The organism is Pontibacter rugosus (assembly GCF_042678745.1).
GTDB classification, from domain to species: Bacteria; Bacteroidota; Bacteroidia; order Cytophagales; family Hymenobacteraceae; genus Pontibacter; species Pontibacter rugosus.
The window spans coordinates 1-15,856 of record NZ_JBHTLD010000117.1 but is presented as its reverse complement, the minus strand read 5'-3'; the positions used below and the strand labels follow the sequence as shown (position 1 = coordinate 15,856).

The window sequence follows — 15,856 nt, the reverse complement described above, 5'->3', positions numbered from 1 at the left end:
TAGAAATGAATAAAGTTGATGAGGCGCAATAAGCAAACGTGTTATAAATGAAACCATACCCTAGACCTATCCTAGTATATGTCTTATTTAACAAGTGTTAGAGAGCTTCAAGAAACGAAATTAGAAAGCAGGTGAGGACAGTCAGCAAATTCTGCTGTGGAGCAAAGTGACAATGAAGGTAAGGACAAATATTGGATAAGCCGATTGGCATGTTTATCCTGCGCAATAAATCAGGAGGAGTGGAGTGTTTGGCGATGGAGCATTGCTTTTTTGCCTATCCAAAATGTCGTAAGAATTCAACGGATGAAGTTTGACTAAAATTTAAACTATTCTTCGATGAAGAGATCGCTCTTGGACCGAAGTTGATTATTTCTGCGAAGCTGCCTTGAGTGATAGCTAGGGAGTTGGCATTCACTACAAGGCGGTTCGGGCCGTTCAAAACTATTTGTGCCAACTGAGGGTAAGAAATTCTTAGTAACAACAAACAAGGCCTTAGTGTGGCAGATGATCCACTCCTGCACTTTCTTCCTTAACATTACCAAAGGTAAGGAGTATGGCTTCTATAGTTTTTTTAGTAAAACCAGGGCCTGACAAAGAGAATGGCCTACGCTGGAGGGAAAAGAGCAAAAGGACAGAAACAACAAAGCGTTAAACTATGAAATATGATGTAACGGTGATCGGGTCAGGCCCTGGTGGTTATGTGGCCGCTATCCGCTGTGCCCAGCTGGGCATGAAGACGGCCCTTATAGAGAAATACAGCGGGCTTGGCGGAACCTGCCTTAACGTTGGCTGTATACCCTCCAAAGCACTTCTGGATAGCTCGGAGCGTTTCTATGATGCGAAGCACAAGTTTGGGATGCACGGCATTGGGCTGGATAACCTGCGGGTGGACTTCGGGGAGATGGTTGCCCATAAGGCCGACGTGGTGCAAAAGACAGTAGATGGGGTAGCCTATCTGATGAAAAAGAACAAAGTGGATGTTATGCAGGGGGTTGCCAGCTTCATAAACCCCAGCAAGCTGCTGGTAAAGGGGGAAGGTACACCTGTGGAAGTGGACACGGCGAAAGTAATCATTGCCACCGGCTCTAAGCCGTCCTCCCTGCCGTTCATCCAACTAGACAAAAAGCGGGTGATTACCTCCACCGAGGCCCTTTCCTTGAAGGAAATACCCAAGTCCCTGATTATAATAGGGGCAGGCGTCATTGGAGCAGAGCTCGGCTCGGTTTACGCAAGGCTGGGGTCACAGGTGGATGTTGTGGAATTTGCTGATGCTGTCATCCCGAGCATGGACCGGACGATGGGAAAGGAGCTGCAGCGCGCGCTGTCCAAAACGGGCATCAAATTCCACCTGCAGCACAAGGTCAGATCCGTGGTGGCAGACGCGGACAGGGTGTTGGTGCAGGCCGAGAACGCTGCAGGAGGCCAGTTAGAACTGGAGGGGGATATTTGCCTGGTGGCCGTAGGTAGGCAACCCTACACCAGCGGCTTGAACCTGGAAGCAGCCGGGGTAGCGTTAGATGACAAAGGAAGAATTGTAGTGGACGGGAACCTGGAGACAACCGCAAAGGGAGTATATGCTATCGGAGATGTGATACCAGGCCCTATGCTGGCCCACAAGGCTTCAGAGGAAGGAGTCTTTGTGGCGGAGCTGTTGGCAGGGCAGAAGCCGCAACTTAATCCGCTGCTTATCCCGAACGTGGTCTACACCTGGCCGGAAGTGGCCAGCGTGGGCTACACCGAGGAGGAACTTAAGGCAGCAGGCAGGGCGTATAAATCTGGTTCCTTCCCCTTCCGCGCCAACGCCAGGGCTCGCATGAACAACGACCTGGAGGGCCTTATAAAAGTGTTGGCTGACAAGGATACGGATGAAGTGCTGGGGGTTCATATGATAGGTCCCCGCGTAGGGGACATCATTGGAGAGGCCGTGACGGCCATGGCCTTCAGGGCGGCGGCAGAGGACATCGCCAGGCTCTCTCACGCGCACCCTACTTTTTATGAGTCTGTGAAAGAAGCCAGTTTGGCCGTGGACAACAGGGCCATGCACGCTTGAGCAGGCACAGGATCTTAGGCAGTATGTGCTTCCTCCTGTACCTGACAGGAACGCGGCCCCAGTTGTAACATGAACCTGTAAAGTGCAAATCCAGTATAGAGGCTAAATCCTTTGCTAAGTCGCCATGAATGATTACCTACAGGTGCTACTGTACGCGGCCATGCCTGCTCTCGGAAACTTTTCGGGGGCGTACTGGCGGAAGTATTTAAAGTGTCGGAAAAAACCCTGACCTGGCCTTGCATACAGCCGCTGGCATCGTGCTGGCCGTGATCGGCTTGGAGCTAATGCCGCAAGCCCTGGCCGCAGAGCAACCTTTCATTCCGGTGCTGGCGTTTGTAGCGGGAAGCGTATTTTTTGTCTTTCTGGACAAGGGTATAGGCTGTGTGCAGAGCAGGTTTGGCGGGGAAAACAAAAAGGGCATGAGTGCGGCCTGGGCCATCTATATCGGCGTGATTGTGGCGGGCATCATCATGTGGACGACCGGATGGTACTATGCTGATCCCATTCTATCAGCTGGTATAGGACTTTTTATTTTGCCCCGTACGTGGGTGCTGCTCAAAGAGGCGGTGGGGGTGCTGTTGGAAGGTACCCCTTCAGACGTGAACATAGAGGAACTGCGCAGATGCATAGCGGCGTTAAAGGGAGTTGAGGAAGTGCATGACTTGCATGTGTGGTCATTGACATCAGGTGTCAATGCTATGAGTGCCCATGTAGTTGTAACCGCAAATGACAATACATCCTATAATGAAATGCTTAAAAGGATAAACCAAGGCGTCACTTCCAATTTCAAAATCTCGCACACGACAATTCAGCTGGAGAGCAGAGGGCATGAGGAAAATGAAACGCACCTGTAATATAGTGGTGCTTGAGCGGATAATTTCTAAGTAAAACGGAAAGCTTTAGATAAAAACTCACATGAAGGAAATGGAAACCATCGGAATTATAGGGCTGGGCAGAATGGGAGGGAACCTGACTACAGACATAATTGCTACCCGTGTCAGTTATCAGCAGTTCAGCAGTGCCCTCAATTTCAGGACTGTGGATGACATCAAGACCGTAATAGAGTGGAACGGCACGGACTAAAAGAAATGGTTATCCCTGCTACCGATAAGCCGAAACCTATAAGTAAAAACGGTTCAGCGTCACCGGAATATTTAACAGCACATTCACATGTCAGAAGGCCGTTACTTAGCCCCTGTTAGCTCCCTGAACGGCTCCCTTGTCCGCCTCCCTCTTTGGTCCAGCTTGTGAATTCGCTTTGGCTTATTTGTCTATTCTGGTCTTTGTCCACTACTTCAAATAGCCCCTCCCTGAACTCTTCCTCAGAAACTTGGCTGTCACCGTTTAAGTCCCACTCTCCGAACTTTTCCACTGTTGAAACCTTGTAACCGCCCAGATAATCATTTACCCCGGCACTCCACTCGTCTTCGCTCAAAGAACGGTCACCGTTCTGGTTCCACCTGTCAAAGTACTTCTCCTCGGCAACCGCGTTGTAGAACTCTTTATCATCTAAAAAGTCGTTCTTGTCCTTATTGTAGGCCTTATACAACTCTTTCCCTTCGCCGCCTTGGTTACAGGCAGACATACTTAATCCAAAAAGGCTTATCAGTACCCAATAAGGCAAGCCATATAACTCTTTTTTCATAACATGAGAGGTTTAATGAAAGACTTGTTTAACAAAGATTATGGTTTCAGCTTTTGTTAATAGAGAGTTCTCGACGTTTGATTTATTTATTTTTCTGCGACCCGCTACCCTCCCTGTACAGGTTTACAAACTCGCTTTCGCTTATCTGATTATTCCTGTCCTGATCTGCAGCCTCGAACAGGCCCTCCCTGAACTCATCCTCCGAGATCTGGCTGTCGCCGTTCAGGTCCCACTCGCCGAACTCCTCTATCTGGTCAATTTTGTACCCGCCCAGGTACTCACTGATTCCCGCTCTCCATTCGTCCTCGCTCAGGGATGCATCGCCCTCCTGGTCCCATGCCTTGAAGTATCCTATGTCGCCCACGGCCCTGTAGAACTCCCCGTCCTCCAGGTAGTTATTCTTATCCTCATTGAATACCTTAAAAAAGTTAGCCCCTTCCCCGGACGGTCCGCCAATTACCTGGAGGACCCCAAACAGCATCACCCCGACATACACCGGCACGACAGCCCCCAGGGTGTAGACCTGCCAGCGGTTAAAGCCGTGTTGCCCGTTCTTTCCGCCCCAGTGTATGAAAGCGGCGTATAGGATGCCCACCAGCGCCACAAAGCTCAGGACGGTGACATACAGGGTGAGGTCTTTTACGGGCACGGTCACGAGGGCAAGGGGTAGAAAAGCGACGGCCATCGTGGCGGCGTGGTCTCCGATAACGCTGGTCACCCCGGAGGTGATCTGCCCGGACTTCACCACGCTCCAGGTGGCGAATATCTCCGGCAGCGCGGCCATGGGAGCCGTAATAAACAAACCTCCCACTACCTTCGACAAGCCTAACGCAGCAACAATGTTCTCGGTAGCCTTTACCGTGAAGAAAGCCCCCAGCCCCAGGGCGGCAAGGCCCGCCACTGCCAGGTAAATCTCCTTCTTTTTCCACTCCACCTTTTCGCCTTCCTCCCTACCCCGAAGCAGGGCCTGCGCCAGGTACACCAGGTACACGCCCAGCATGATCCAGCCATCTATGGGCTGCAGTCCCCGCCACTGCGCTGGCACGGTGAGGATGGCCACGACGGCGAGTATCACCAGGTAAGGGAGTGCCTGTACGGTTACGGCGGTAGGATCAACCTTCAGCAGGTGCTCCTTCTCATGCTGCTCATGGTCTTTGCCCGCATTTTCCTTTTTAAGGTGGCGGGTGGCAATGTAGGCGGTTACCACCATGAAGGGAATAGCAATGACATTGGATCCGAACATAGCCCCCAGGCCGATATCGGCTACGCCTGTAACAGCGCTGGCCACGTTGATGCCGATCTCAGGGCTCGCGGAGGCTACGCCCACCAAGGCTCCTCCAGCCGCTACGGAGAAACCCCATTGCTTTCGTAGCTTCTTCAGGGGCTTTGCCAAATGTTCTGCTCCCCAATGCGCTGCCCACACGGCCGCAACAAGTACAAGGGCCCAAATCCATACGCTCATACAGCACCTCCTTCAACTATGGGAGACATAACATAAATTTTCGATTTGTTCATAATTATCTACTATGACTGCGAAAATTGGGTGCGGTTCTCGTTTACGCAGATAAGCAGCTAACAGTTAGATAAGCCTCATAACATGACGTGAACACTCCCTTATCAGTAACTTGGACGGCACCAAACGCTCTGGCGGAACTTCCGCTGATGAACTATTATATTTCCTTTGCATAACCTCCACTAGTGCTGGTTGCTTTCTGAACCTGATTTTGCAACTTCTTGACTTTGCTTCACCTAAAATTACTTGGTGGTAATTGTTATAGGGTAAGACGATGCCCTTCCTTTAAACTGGCCTGAAAGAACGAGTGTTAGTTTGTATGCTTAGAGATGCGAAGTCTAAGACGTGACGGACCCGGTGTAGTAAAGACCCAAGAGTAGAATAATCTGGAGGAGCAGCATCTATTTGTGTTGATACCGGGTAAGTATAGCAAAGGGCCGAATAGAGAGAATAAATATTAACCTGCTTTGGTGGACTGAATGGCTATAAACTGACAAACCCGCAGCCAGGGATGGTGTGAATCAGAAATGTAAAAAAGCGGAATGCCTTGTTCCTATTTCAACTTTAAAAGCAAATGGACGAAAACAACGTTTGGATTCCTTTAGCAGCTGGGGCAGGCCTTGCAACAGTTCATATCTTCTCTAATTATCTGAGGATGCTGGACGGGGTGCCCAGGAGCCGTTTTCTATCGGTTGCCGGAGGTATGTCCGTCGCCTTTGTTGTGCTACGCCTCCTACCAGGGATAAGCAAAGGGCAGGAAAAGGTTCTTAAAAATATAAAAAAGGACCCGTTCTTATCAGCTTTAGACCAGCATGTGTACATCCTGGTGCTACTAAGCATGTTCATTTTTTACGGCTTAGAGCATTGAGCAAGGGCATCAGTGCAAAAGCAGAGAAAAAAGCAGCGTAAAGCCGTCACGAGCGCAAAGGTCTTCTGGATTCACATGATAACGTTTGCCTTCATGAACGTACTGATAAGCTATTTGCTTGTTCACAGGATGAACGAGGGGTTCTTGCCCTTACTGCTTTTCTTCGTGGCCATGTTTCTCAAGTTCATCGTCAATGATAACGGGCTACACAACCTCCATAAGCAAGGGTATGATCAGAAGGGACGTTGGCTACTTGCCGCTGCCGTGTTCCTGGGTTGGGGCATTAGCGTCCTCACTGTACTGCCAGAAGTCGTGCCCGTGCTCCTGCAGGCGTTTTTAGCCGGGGGTGTGCTGTTGAACAGTTACCAAGTGCTGGAAAAAGCAACTACTGGGCCTTTGCCATAGGTGGTCTCAGCTATGCCGCCCTTTTGCTTTTCCTGTACTACCAGAGGCCGGGTTAAAGCCGCTATTCGCTTTTACTAAATGATAAAATGCAAACTCCATAGTTGGCCGCGGAGCTGTGGAGGCAGGCGCAGAAACAAAGCTCCTTAAGTTTCAAAAAAGTGAAACCGAGCCTGCTGGCTTTTGTCGCGGGTATTTTACTGACAGTGGCCCTGGAGGAGATGCTCACAAAGGCCCATGAAAGGCCGGACTCAAAATGGGCAGCGTTGTTTCTTTCCGGGGGCTTTGCGTTGTTTACATTTCTGTCCGTGTACCTGGGAGAGTAGCGCGGCGAGAAAGCCATAACCTCGTTTGGCGGGAGTAAGTCTCTTCGCTCTTTCCTGTGCTTTAGAGGGCGCCGTTTTTCAGGGTCAATATCGCCTGGCTGGGATCACCGGAGTCAAACACACTGCTTCCCGCCACGACGGCGTCTGCCCCTGCGCTGATCACATCCGTTACATTTGCCTGGTTGATTCCTCCGTCCACTTCAATCAAAGCGGCAGCGCCTTTCCTTCTAATCAACGCTTTAAGCAGGCTTATCTTGCCGAGCGTTTGGGGGATGAACTCCTGTCCGCCGAAACCGGGGTTCACCGACATCAGGCACACCATGTCCAGGTCCTGGATAACGTACTCCAGGCACCCGAGAGGCGTGTGCGGGTTCAGGGCGACACCAGCTTTACAGCCCAGACGCTTTATCTGCTGTACCACGCTGTGCAGGTGCGTACAAGCTTCTGCATGCACGGTCATTTGGTGTATGTTGAAGCGCGCGAAGGTCTCCAGATAGCGCTCAGGCTGCACCATCATCAGGTGCAACTCCACAGGCTTTTTCGAATGCTGCTGGATCGCTTTTAGTATAGGCGTACCGAAGGAGATGTTAGGGACGAATACCCCGTCCATCACGTCCACGTGCAGCCAGTCAGCCTTGCTCTCATTTACTGTTGCTAATGTACTGCCGAGGTGGGCAAAGTCTGTAGACAGTATGGAGGGAGCTACTAAAGGTTCTTTCATATTGTTTCTGTCTGTTATGCGCCCTTGCTTTACGGCAACGCTAGTATAGTAGTGGTTGTGTAAGGTAAACAAGCAGGTTTACAACTATCTCAAGCCTTTTTTCTGGTCATGCGTAAGCTTAGATGGTATGTAAGAACAGGCAGCACCATAAGCTGAATGAGCGGGGACAATCCCACCTCAAGACCCGGAAGCACGGGCATCAAACCGGTATAATTCCATTCCCCGACAGCCAACGCCCACAGCTCAAAACCAACAGCGAGTGCGCCGCCGATTAAAGCCACCACGGCATACCGGACAATGGTGTTGTGCGTGGGCCAGTAGATATCTTTATAAAGGAGCGCAAGTACGAGATATACAAGAAGAATCACCAAGGCGTCTATGACAGAGGCAACAAAGCAAATCCAGAAGTGCTCCATGAAACCACCGTAGCCCACATACAGAAAGGCTTGCGCATTTTCCCACACAAGGTTCACCAGAAAGCCAATCGCCAGAATCCAGGCGGAAAGGATAACAGCACCTCTCCCTTTTGTTTTACCCATGTACTGCTCACCCATAATCATCAATGGTTTCGTTAAAGTTTAAGAAATCAGAAGCCTCCTCTCCAACCTTTTCCTTTTTATAGCTCATGCCTTTGCCTTGAACGAAGGAGGGGAGGACTTCATCTAAGGAACTAATTTTTTTTAGCCTTTCATCTTGGTTGATTCCTACGCATAAGCCGTCGCAGACAGCAGCAGCAAGTCAAGCGCAATGGCTTAGAAAAGGGAGTTGCGTTGTCACTCCCTCATGGATACTTCTTCGTTTTGTGCCATAGTATTTGGATAAAAATACTTGTTTTTAGTATCTTTACGCTCCTAATTCGCGGCTCCTCTACAGAAGTAGAGGAAACCATTCCTTTGGTATCCACGTTGGGTAGTAAACAAATGCGCAATCTTTTCCATATCGTCCTGGTCATCTCCTTGCTCGTGAGCACGGCGGGGTTTGCTGTGACGAAGCATTTTTGTGGAAAGATGCTGGCAAGCGTGTCGGTAGGAACTGAAGCCAAGTCCTGCTGCGATCCAGGAAGCATGCCTGCTGACTGCGACTGCCACAGCGACACAGACCATGTGTCGGTGGAGGATGATTTCCAGCTCGACCAGCAGGTTGTTAAGTTTACTCCCCAACTGCAGTTCGTACTCGTTAGCTTCATCAATGAATTGCGGCTTGCCCTGCTCCTGGACGAGCCGTCCAGAAAGCTTCTATTCCATTCCCAACAGCCTCCTGTAGCTGAATGTGATATATATATCAGGGTTCAGTCTTTCCTGATTTAAAACATAGTTTTTCTAATGTAGGTACACCCTTTATAAAGGGTTGGTAGCCTGTGGCTTTGCCTTTGCTGAGCCATGTTGTCTATTCCTTTACAACAAGAAACAACTATGCTTAACAGAATAATTAGGTTTTTCTTAGAGAATAAACTGGTGACAGCCTTGCTGACTGTTGCCTTCGTGGCCTGGGGTATCTCCACAGCGCCCTTTAACTGGGAGAGTGACCTCATCCCCAGGGACCCTGTACCGGTCGATGCGATTCCGGATATCGGGGAAAACCAGCAAATCGTTTACACAGAGTGGATGGGGAAATCCCCCCAGGATATTGAGGACCAGGTGACCTATCCGCTGACCACAGCCCTTTTGGGAGTACCGGGCGTGAAAACCATACGAAGCAGCTCTATTTTCGGTGTTTCGAGCATCTACGTCATCTTTGAGGAGGATGTGGAGTTTTACTGGAGCCGCTCCCGAATCCTGGAGAAGCTTAACTCCCTGCCTTCCGGCACCCTGCCGGAGGGCGTACAGCCGGCGCTGGGACCTGACGCCACAGCGCTGGGGCAGGTATATTGGTACACCCTGGAGGGCCGCAACCCGGAAACAGGGGAGCCTACCGGGGGCTGGGACCCGCAGGAGCTGCGCTCCATTCAGGACTTTTATGTAAAGTACTCCCTGGCGTCCGCTGAAGGCGTATCTGAGGTAGCCTCCATCGGGGGGTACACCAAAGAGTACCAGGTCGACATCGACCCCATCGCCATGAAGAGCCATGGGGTGAATGTCAGCCAGATCATGGAGGCCGTGCAGGAGAGCAACCAGGATGTGGGTGCCCGCACCATCGAGTTTAACAAAGCGGAGTATTTGGTGCGCGGCCTCGGCTACATCGAGAGCATCGATGACCTGGAAGAGGCCGTGGTGGCCGTAAACGAGAACACGCCGATACGGCTAAGAGATGTCGCCCGCGTGCAGATGGGGCCCGCCACCCGGCGCGGTGGCCTGGACAAAGGCGGAGCCGAAGCGACTGGAGGCGTTGTGGTGGCCCGGTATGGCTCCAACCCACTGGCTGTCATCAATAACGTAAAGGAACAGATTGAGGAAATGGCGCCTGGCCTGCCGAGCAAGGTACTGGCAGACGGCACCGTCTCCAAGGTAACCGTGGTTCCTTTCTATGACCGCACAGGCCTTATCTACGAAACCCTGGGAACGCTGGAGGAGGCGCTCACGCTGGAGATTCTTATCAGTATCATTGTAGTGGTTATCCTGGTGCTGAACCTGCGCGCCTCCATCCTGATCTCGAGCCTGCTCCCCATCGGGGTGCTGATGACCTTTATCGTCATGCGGTATGCGGGAGTCGACGCCAACATCGTGGCACTGTCCGGTATCGCCATCGCTATCGGGGTCATGCTGGATGTGGGGGTCATCTTTACTGAAAACATCATTCGCCACCTGGAATTGCCCGGGAACGAGGGGCGATCGAAGCTGGAGGTAATCTATGAGGGGACTATCGAAATTGCCTCTGCCGTGCTGACGGCCCTGGCCACGACAGTCATCAGTTTTATTCCCGTTTTCGCTATGACGGGGCAGGAAGGAAAGCTGTTCGGCCCCCTGGCCTTCACCAAAACCTTTGCGCTTTTAGCGGCCCTGTTCGTGGGCATCGTGGTCATCCCCGCGCTCGCACATGCGCTCTTCTCCCTCGGGTTCGGCAAGAGCAGAACCAGGAGGATATGGAACTTCAGCCTCATCGCCTTGGGCGTGCTGGTGCTGTTCTATGTGCCGTGGGCTGGCATAGTGCTCCTTGCGCTTGGAGCGAACAACCTGCTGGAGCCTTACTGGCCAGAAGGCAAAAAGCAATACACCAATTACATTAACATCGGCATTGTGCTCGTGGGGGTGCTTTACTTCCTGACAAGGGAGTGGCTGCCGCTGGGCGCCGGCCACAGCTACGTCACTAACTTAATTTTCGTGGCAGGTGTCATCGTGCTTGTGCTGGGCATCCTGCTTTCTATGGTGAAGTACTACCAACCTATCCTGTCCTGGTGCCTGGATAACAAGTGGAAGTTCCTCTCCATCCCCATTGGAATCGTGCTGTTCGGCCTTTTCGCCTGGCAGGGCTTTGACAGAGTTTTCGGCTTTGTGGCCAGCGGGGCGGAGAAGCTGGGGTGGAACGTGCGGGAGACAGGAGCTTGGGTGGCTGTGAGCGAGACTTTCCCGGGCGCCGGGGAGGAATTCATGCCACCACTCAACGAAGGAACCTTTCTGCTGATGCCCTCTACCATGCCGCATTCCGGCGTGGAGGAAAACATCGAGACCATCCGCCAGCTCGACCTGCTCGTGACGGCCATTCCCGAGGTGGACGTGACGGTCGGGAAGTGGGGGCGGGCGGCCACGGCCCTTGACCCGGCGCCTATCTCCATGTATGAGAACGTTATCAACTACAAATCAGAGTATGTGCGGGACCAGGACGGTTACCGCGTCGCCTTTGAGGTGAATGACGAGGGCCAGTATGTGCTCTCAAACGGGGAGGTGTTTGACCCAGAGACGATGGAGCGCGCGGACCTGGATGTGTCTCTGCTGGTGCCGGACCCAAGCGGGGAGTACTTCCGCCAGTGGCGCGACCACATCCAGTCCCCGGACGATATCTGGGAGGAGATAGTGGCTGCCTCCAACCTTCCGGGCATGACCTCGGCCCCGAAGCTACAACCCATTGCCACGCGCCTCATCATGCTGTCTACCGGTATGCGGGCACCCATGGGCCTGAAAGTATTCGGTCCTGACCTGAAGACGATTGAGAAGGTGGGTCTGCAGATGGAGAATATTCTGAAGGAGGTGCCGGGCGTGAAGGGTGCCTCGGTCTTTGCGGACCGCGTGGTGGGGAAGCCTTACATGGAGATCGACATCAACCGGCAGGTGATTGCCCGCTACGGCCTTTCCATTGCCGATGTGCAGCGCATCATCAATGCAGCCATCGGGGGCATGGGCATGACCACCACCGTGGAAGGGCGCGAGCGGTACTCGGTTCGGGTGCGTTACGCCCGGGAGTTCAGGGATAACCCGGAGGATGTGAAAGGGCTGCTTGTTCCTACCCCTACCGGGGCGCAGGTGCCCCTGGGGCAGCTGGCGGAGATAAATTACGTGCAGGGGCCGCAGAACATCAAAAGTGAGGACACCTACCTGCTTGGGTACGTCATCTTCGATAAAGAGGAAGGCTTTGCAGAGGTAGAGGTGGTGGAGAACGCGCAGGAGGTCATCAGGGAGAAAATCGCCTCCGGGGAATTCGAGGTGCCTGCCGGTGTGAGCTACAAGTTCGCAGGCAACTATGAAAACCAGCTCAGGGCAGCCAAGACGCTTTCTATTGTCATTCCTATCAGCCTGCTGGCCATCTTCCTGCTCCTCTACTTCCAGTTTGGGGAGGTGCAGCCGACGCTGATGGCCTTTTCCGGTGTGTTTGTGGCTTTCTCCGGCGGCTTTATCCTGCTGTGGCTCTACAACCAGGGGTGGTTCATGGATTTTACCCTCTTCGGGGAGAACATGCGGGACGTGTTTCAGATACGGCCCATCAATTTGAGTGTGGCTGTTTGGGTAGGCTTTATCGCCCTTTTCGGGGTGGCCACCGACGATGGCGTGCTGATGGGGACTTACCTGAAGCAGGTGTTCGCAAGGGAGGACACGACCGATAGGGACTCCATCAGAAGAGCCGTTGTGATAGCCGGAAGCCAGCGGGTGCGGCCTGCTGTGATGACCACCGCCACCACGATCATCGCTTTACTTCCTGTGCTCACTTCTACCGGCAAGGGGTCGGATATCATGATCCCGATGGCTATTCCGACGTTCGGGGGAATGTTCATTCAGTCCATCACCATGTTTGTGGTGCCGGTGCTCTACAGCATGTGGCAGGAAAGAAAGTGGGCAAATAAACCAAAAGCATTAGCGAAAGCATCATGAGAAATAAAAGATATAGCATCGTAACACACTGGCTCTTTGCCGTCAGTCTGGCGCTGCTGCCCCTGCTTTCGCAGGCGCAAGGCAGCAGGCAGGTAGACAGGTACCTCGTGCAGGGAGCAGAGAACAACCCAAGGCTCAAAGCGCTGTTCACCGACTACCTGGCGGCACTGGAGCAGGTACCTCAGGTCGGTACGCTGCCTGACCCACAGGTGAGCTTTGCCTATTTTCTTCAGCCCGTGGAGACACGCGTGGGGGCGCAGCGGGCCACTTTATCGGCAAGCCAGCTGTTCCCCTGGTTCGGCACACTGGAGGCCCAGGAGCGCGTAGCCGCCCAGCGGGCAAAGGTGCGGCTTCAGGCTTTTGAGGAGGCCAAGCTGGAGCTGTACCGGGACATAAGCATCACCTACAACGACCTGTACTACCTGCAGGTGGCCACGCAAATCACGGAGGAGAACCTGGAGGTCCTCAGTGCCTTCAAGGAACTGGCGCAGGTGTATTTTGAGACAGGGCAGGCTGGGCTTTCCTCTGTGCTGCAGGTAGAGATGGAAGAGGAGGAGCTACGAAGCCGGCTGGAGTACCTGGCCGATAGCAGAAGGCCTTTGGTGACACGGTTCGAGCAGCTGCTAAATTCGGACCTGCAGGAACCCATCAGCTTTCCTGACTCCCTTTGGGAAGAAGAGCTTTTGCTGGAGAAGGAGGAGGTATACAATACTCTTCTGGCGCAAAACCCCCGGCTCGAGCAGCTCCGGCAGGAGGCTCAGGTGTATGAGCTCCAGGTAGAAGTGGCAAAGAAGATGGGGCTTCCCGCCTTTACGGTAGGGGCCAGCTACACCAGCGTCGCAGACAGGGATGGGGTGGAGATGCCGGGCAACGGGCAGGACGCGATTCTCTTCCCTCAGGTAGGAGTCAGGCTGCCCATCTACCGGAAGAAATACAAGGCCATGCAGAAGGAGGCCCTGCTGGAAAGGGAGGCCGTGGAGCTGCAGCGGGAGAACCTGGAGAACCAGTTGCTGACTGAGCTCGAGGAGGCCTACAAGGATTTACTTGACGCACGAAGGAAGGTGGCTCTTTACAAAAGGCTCACCAGGCTGGCCGAGGAGTCATTTGCCCTGTTGCAGGAGGAATTTTCCACGGGCAAGAATTCCTTTGAGGAGGTCCTGCGCATGGAGCGGCAGCTGCTGAACTACCGCCTGGAGCTGGCAGAGGCCAGAACAGCCCTGAACAATCAGGTTTATAACATCAACTACTTAATGGGAAGCCAATATGAAACAGAAAATAGATAAAAGAACATGGTATTTCGGGCTGGGCTTTTTAGTGCTTGGCCTGCTGCTGGGGTGGGTGTTCTTCGGCGGGGAATCCGGGGTGTCGGTAGCGGAGGGGGAAACGGAACTTGCCCATGACCATGAGGGCGAAGGCACAATTTGGACCTGCGCCATGCACCCCCAGATACGGATGAATGAACCGGGGCAGTGCCCCATCTGCGGTATGGACCTCATCCCGTTGCAGGAGGGCGGGGCGACTGTCTCTGCAAATGAGATCCAGATGACAGAGTCGGCTATCCAGCTGGCGAACGTACAGACGACAGCAGTACAGCGGGCGGAGCCGACGAAGGAAATCCACCTCCCCGGAAAGGTAAAGGCGGAGGAAACGGCCGTAGGGGACATCACAGCCCGTTTCCCCGGCCGCATTGAGCGGCTGTACGTGAATTTCACGGGCCAGGAGGTGAAGAAGGGCCAGCTGCTGGCCAGCATTTATTCCCCTGAACTGATCACCGCGCAGAAGGAACTGCAGGTGGCCGCGCGCCTCCGGGAAACGAACCCCTCTTTCTATGAGTCAGCGGTTCGAAAGCTCAGGCTCTGGAACATTTCAGATGCGCAGATCAGCCGCATCGCAAGCGGCGGAAAGCTACAGGATAACTTGAACATCTACGCCACACAGTCCGGTACGGTCGTGGCCAAAAACGTGAATGTGGGGGAGTACGTGAGCGAGGGGCAGCCCCTTTTCCAGGTGACAGGCCTAGGTAACCTCTGGGTGCTGTTCGACGCCTATGAAAGCGACCTGCCCTGGATAGAGGTAGGCGACGAGGTGCGCTTCACAGTGCCGTCCATCCCTGGGGAAACATTTACCAGCAAGGTCACTTTCATAGACCCTGTTCTTAACCCCGGCACGCGCGCAGCCTCTGTGCGGACGGAGGTGAACAACGCGAACGGAAAGCTCAAGCCAGACATGTTTGCGCAGGGCGTGCTCCAGAGCGAGCTGGACGTAGCTGCCAGTGCCCTGATGATCCCGCGGACGGCGGTGCTGTGGACGGGTAAACGGGCTGTCGTGTACGTGAAGGACCTTTCGTTTGAGCAGCCGACCTTCGAGTTCCGGGAAGTGGAGCTTGGCCCTGAGGCAGGGGGGATGTATGTGGTGAACAGCGGCCTGAAGCCAGGGGAGGAAGTCGTGACAAACGGCGTGTTCCAGGTGGATGCGGCAGCCCAGCTGCAGGGCAAGGTGAGCATGATGAACCCGAACGCTGATCCCGGGGCTGCCGGTGGTGCCATGGCCGGAATGGCGGGAATGGACATGCCAGGAACAGAGGCGAACCTTTCGCAGACCCCGACTTCGAAGTTTGTGGAGGGGGATGTGGCTGATTTCCGGGGCCAGGTTCCTGCTGCTTTCATGAAACAGCTCAACGATGTAGTGGATGCTTACCTGGCCCTGAAAGAGGCTTTGGTGGAGGCAGATGAGAAAGAGACGGCTAAATACAGCACGGCCCTGCTGGCTGCCCTCCACAAGGTGAATGATAAACTGCTGAAGGGAGACACCAAGGATTTCTGGGAGGAGAAGAAAAGCTTTCTGTTCCAGCACGCCAAACTTTGCAAGGAGGCAGACACCATCGAAGGGAAACGCGAGAATTTCATCTTCCTGTCCCAGCCGCTTATAAAAATAGTAGAGGCTTTCGGTGCACGGCAGCAGCTGTACGTGGACTTTTGCCCGATGGCCAAAGGAGGCGAGGGGGCCTACTGGCTGAGCGAGACAAAAGAGATACGCAACCCGTTCATGGCAGCGAACATGCGCACCTGCGGGGAAGTGAAAGATGTAATTAAAC

At 53.4% G+C, this 15,856-nt stretch carries 14 protein-coding genes and 1 pseudogene; 11 read left to right on the top strand and 4 right to left on the bottom strand.

What is annotated here, in order from left to right; translation table 11 throughout:
* Nucleotides 1–655 precede the first annotated feature (655 nt).
* From lpdA to ACFQ2O_RS13020, 3 genes are all read left to right on the top strand, one after another.
* On the top strand, nt 656–2,050 hold the full coding sequence (lpdA, locus tag ACFQ2O_RS13030; protein ID WP_377528281.1) for a dihydrolipoyl dehydrogenase: 1,395 nt from the start codon (nt 656–658) through the stop codon (nt 2,048–2,050).
* A gap of 236 nt (nt 2,051–2,286) precedes the next feature.
* Nucleotides 2,287–2,904 carry a cation diffusion facilitator family transporter gene (locus ACFQ2O_RS13025; protein ID WP_377528279.1) on the top strand — a complete coding sequence of 206 codons (618 nt, stop codon included), beginning with the start codon at nt 2,287–2,289 and terminating at the stop codon, nt 2,902–2,904.
* A gap of 61 nt (nt 2,905–2,965) precedes the next feature.
* Nucleotides 2,966–3,133 carry a hypothetical protein gene (locus tag ACFQ2O_RS13020; protein WP_377528277.1) on the top strand — a complete coding sequence of 56 codons (168 nt, stop codon included), beginning with the start codon at nt 2,966–2,968 and terminating at the stop codon, nt 3,131–3,133.
* 115 nt (nt 3,134–3,248) lie between these two features.
* Here the strand turns inward: ACFQ2O_RS13020 and ACFQ2O_RS13015 are convergent, their stop codons facing one another.
* Complete coding sequence (locus ACFQ2O_RS13015) at nt 3,249–3,695, bottom strand: hypothetical protein (RefSeq protein ID WP_377528275.1); 447 nt, start codon at nt 3,693–3,695, stop codon at nt 3,249–3,251.
* 82 nt (nt 3,696–3,777) lie between these two features.
* On the bottom strand, nt 3,778–5,157 hold the full coding sequence (locus ACFQ2O_RS13010) for a sodium:calcium exchanger (protein ID WP_377528273.1): 1,380 nt from the start codon (nt 5,155–5,157) through the stop codon (nt 3,778–3,780).
* Nucleotides 5,158–5,782: 625 nt separating this feature from the next.
* Here ACFQ2O_RS13010 and ACFQ2O_RS13005 point away from each other — a divergent pair.
* The 3 genes from ACFQ2O_RS13005 to ACFQ2O_RS12995 all read left to right on the top strand — a co-directional run bounded on the left by ACFQ2O_RS13005 (nt 5,783) and on the right by ACFQ2O_RS12995 (nt 6,804).
* Nucleotides 5,783–6,076: a hypothetical protein gene (locus ACFQ2O_RS13005; protein ID WP_377528271.1), complete on the top strand. Its 294-nt coding sequence runs from the start codon at nt 5,783–5,785 to the stop codon at nt 6,074–6,076.
* A gap of 75 nt (nt 6,077–6,151) precedes the next feature.
* Nucleotides 6,152–6,481 (top strand): hypothetical protein, encoded by a 330-nt coding sequence (locus tag ACFQ2O_RS13000; RefSeq protein ID WP_377528269.1) that lies wholly within the window; start codon nt 6,152–6,154, stop codon nt 6,479–6,481.
* 158 nt (nt 6,482–6,639) lie between these two features.
* Entirely contained in the window at nt 6,640–6,804 is a 165-nt protein-coding gene (locus tag ACFQ2O_RS12995) for a hypothetical protein (protein WP_377528267.1), read from the top strand.
* A 61-nt stretch (nt 6,805–6,865) separates the two neighbouring features.
* Here ACFQ2O_RS12995 and rpe read toward each other — a convergent pair whose 3' ends face one another.
* The gene (gene rpe / locus ACFQ2O_RS12990; RefSeq protein ID WP_377528265.1) at nt 6,866–7,525 is read right to left on the bottom strand and encodes a ribulose-phosphate 3-epimerase; all 660 of its coding nucleotides are present in this window, start codon (nt 7,523–7,525) and stop codon (nt 6,866–6,868) included.
* 89 nt (nt 7,526–7,614) lie between these two features.
* Nucleotides 7,615–8,079: a hypothetical protein gene (locus tag ACFQ2O_RS12985; RefSeq protein ID WP_377528264.1), complete on the bottom strand. Its 465-nt coding sequence runs from the start codon at nt 8,077–8,079 to the stop codon at nt 7,615–7,617.
* Between the two features lie 366 nt (nt 8,080–8,445).
* Here ACFQ2O_RS12985 and ACFQ2O_RS12980 point away from each other — a divergent pair, with 366 nt between their 5' ends.
* The 5 genes and pseudogenes from ACFQ2O_RS12980 to ACFQ2O_RS12960 all read left to right on the top strand — a co-directional run.
* On the top strand, nt 8,446–8,832 hold the full coding sequence (locus ACFQ2O_RS12980; protein WP_449301390.1) for an HYC_CC_PP family protein: 387 nt from the start codon (nt 8,446–8,448) through the stop codon (nt 8,830–8,832).
* 105 nt (nt 8,833–8,937) lie between these two features.
* On the top strand, nt 8,938–12,762 hold the full coding sequence (locus ACFQ2O_RS12975) for an efflux RND transporter permease subunit (protein WP_377528285.1): 3,825 nt from the start codon (nt 8,938–8,940) through the stop codon (nt 12,760–12,762).
* A complete protein-coding gene (locus ACFQ2O_RS12970) occupies nt 12,759–14,045 on the top strand; it encodes a TolC family protein (RefSeq protein WP_377528260.1) in 1,287 nt (428 codons plus the stop codon). Before ACFQ2O_RS12975 ends, ACFQ2O_RS12970 begins: the two co-directional genes overlap by 4 nt.
* Nucleotides 14,026–14,250, top strand: a pseudogene (locus ACFQ2O_RS12965) (heavy metal-binding domain-containing protein); the annotation flags it as partial. The gene ACFQ2O_RS12970 and the pseudogene ACFQ2O_RS12965, both read left to right, overlap by 20 nt.
* A 54-nt stretch (nt 14,251–14,304) precedes the next feature.
* Nucleotides 14,305–15,856, top strand: a 1,552-nt coding sequence (locus ACFQ2O_RS12960) for an efflux RND transporter periplasmic adaptor subunit (protein ID WP_377528283.1), incomplete at its 3' end; no start/stop codon positions are given.

What these genes read in the sequence shown, in the direction of transcription:
- lpdA (WP_377528281.1), top strand. Translation starts at nt 656, where the DNA reads ATGAAATATGATGTAACGGTGATCGGGTCAGGCCCTGGTGGTTATGTG.
- ACFQ2O_RS13020 (WP_377528277.1), top strand. Translation starts at nt 2,966, where the DNA reads ATGAAGGAAATGGAAACCATCGGAATTATAGGGCTGGGCAGAATGGGA.
- ACFQ2O_RS13015 (WP_377528275.1), bottom strand. Translation starts at nt 3,695, where the DNA reads ATGAAAAAAGAGTTATATGGCTTGCCTTATTGGGTACTGATAAGCCTT.
- ACFQ2O_RS13010 (WP_377528273.1), bottom strand. Translation starts at nt 5,157, where the DNA reads ATGAGCGTATGGATTTGGGCCCTTGTACTTGTTGCGGCCGTGTGGGCA.
- ACFQ2O_RS13005 (WP_377528271.1), top strand. Translation starts at nt 5,783, where the DNA reads ATGGACGAAAACAACGTTTGGATTCCTTTAGCAGCTGGGGCAGGCCTT.
- ACFQ2O_RS13000 (WP_377528269.1), top strand. Translation starts at nt 6,152, where the DNA reads ATGATAACGTTTGCCTTCATGAACGTACTGATAAGCTATTTGCTTGTT.
- rpe (WP_377528265.1), bottom strand. Translation starts at nt 7,525, where the DNA reads ATGAAAGAACCTTTAGTAGCTCCCTCCATACTGTCTACAGACTTTGCC.
- ACFQ2O_RS12985 (WP_377528264.1), bottom strand. Translation starts at nt 8,079, where the DNA reads ATGGGTGAGCAGTACATGGGTAAAACAAAAGGGAGAGGTGCTGTTATC.
- ACFQ2O_RS12980 (WP_449301390.1), top strand. Translation starts at nt 8,446, where the DNA reads ATGCGCAATCTTTTCCATATCGTCCTGGTCATCTCCTTGCTCGTGAGC.
- ACFQ2O_RS12975 (WP_377528285.1), top strand. Translation starts at nt 8,938, where the DNA reads ATGCTTAACAGAATAATTAGGTTTTTCTTAGAGAATAAACTGGTGACA.
- ACFQ2O_RS12970 (WP_377528260.1), top strand. Translation starts at nt 12,759, where the DNA reads ATGAGAAATAAAAGATATAGCATCGTAACACACTGGCTCTTTGCCGTC.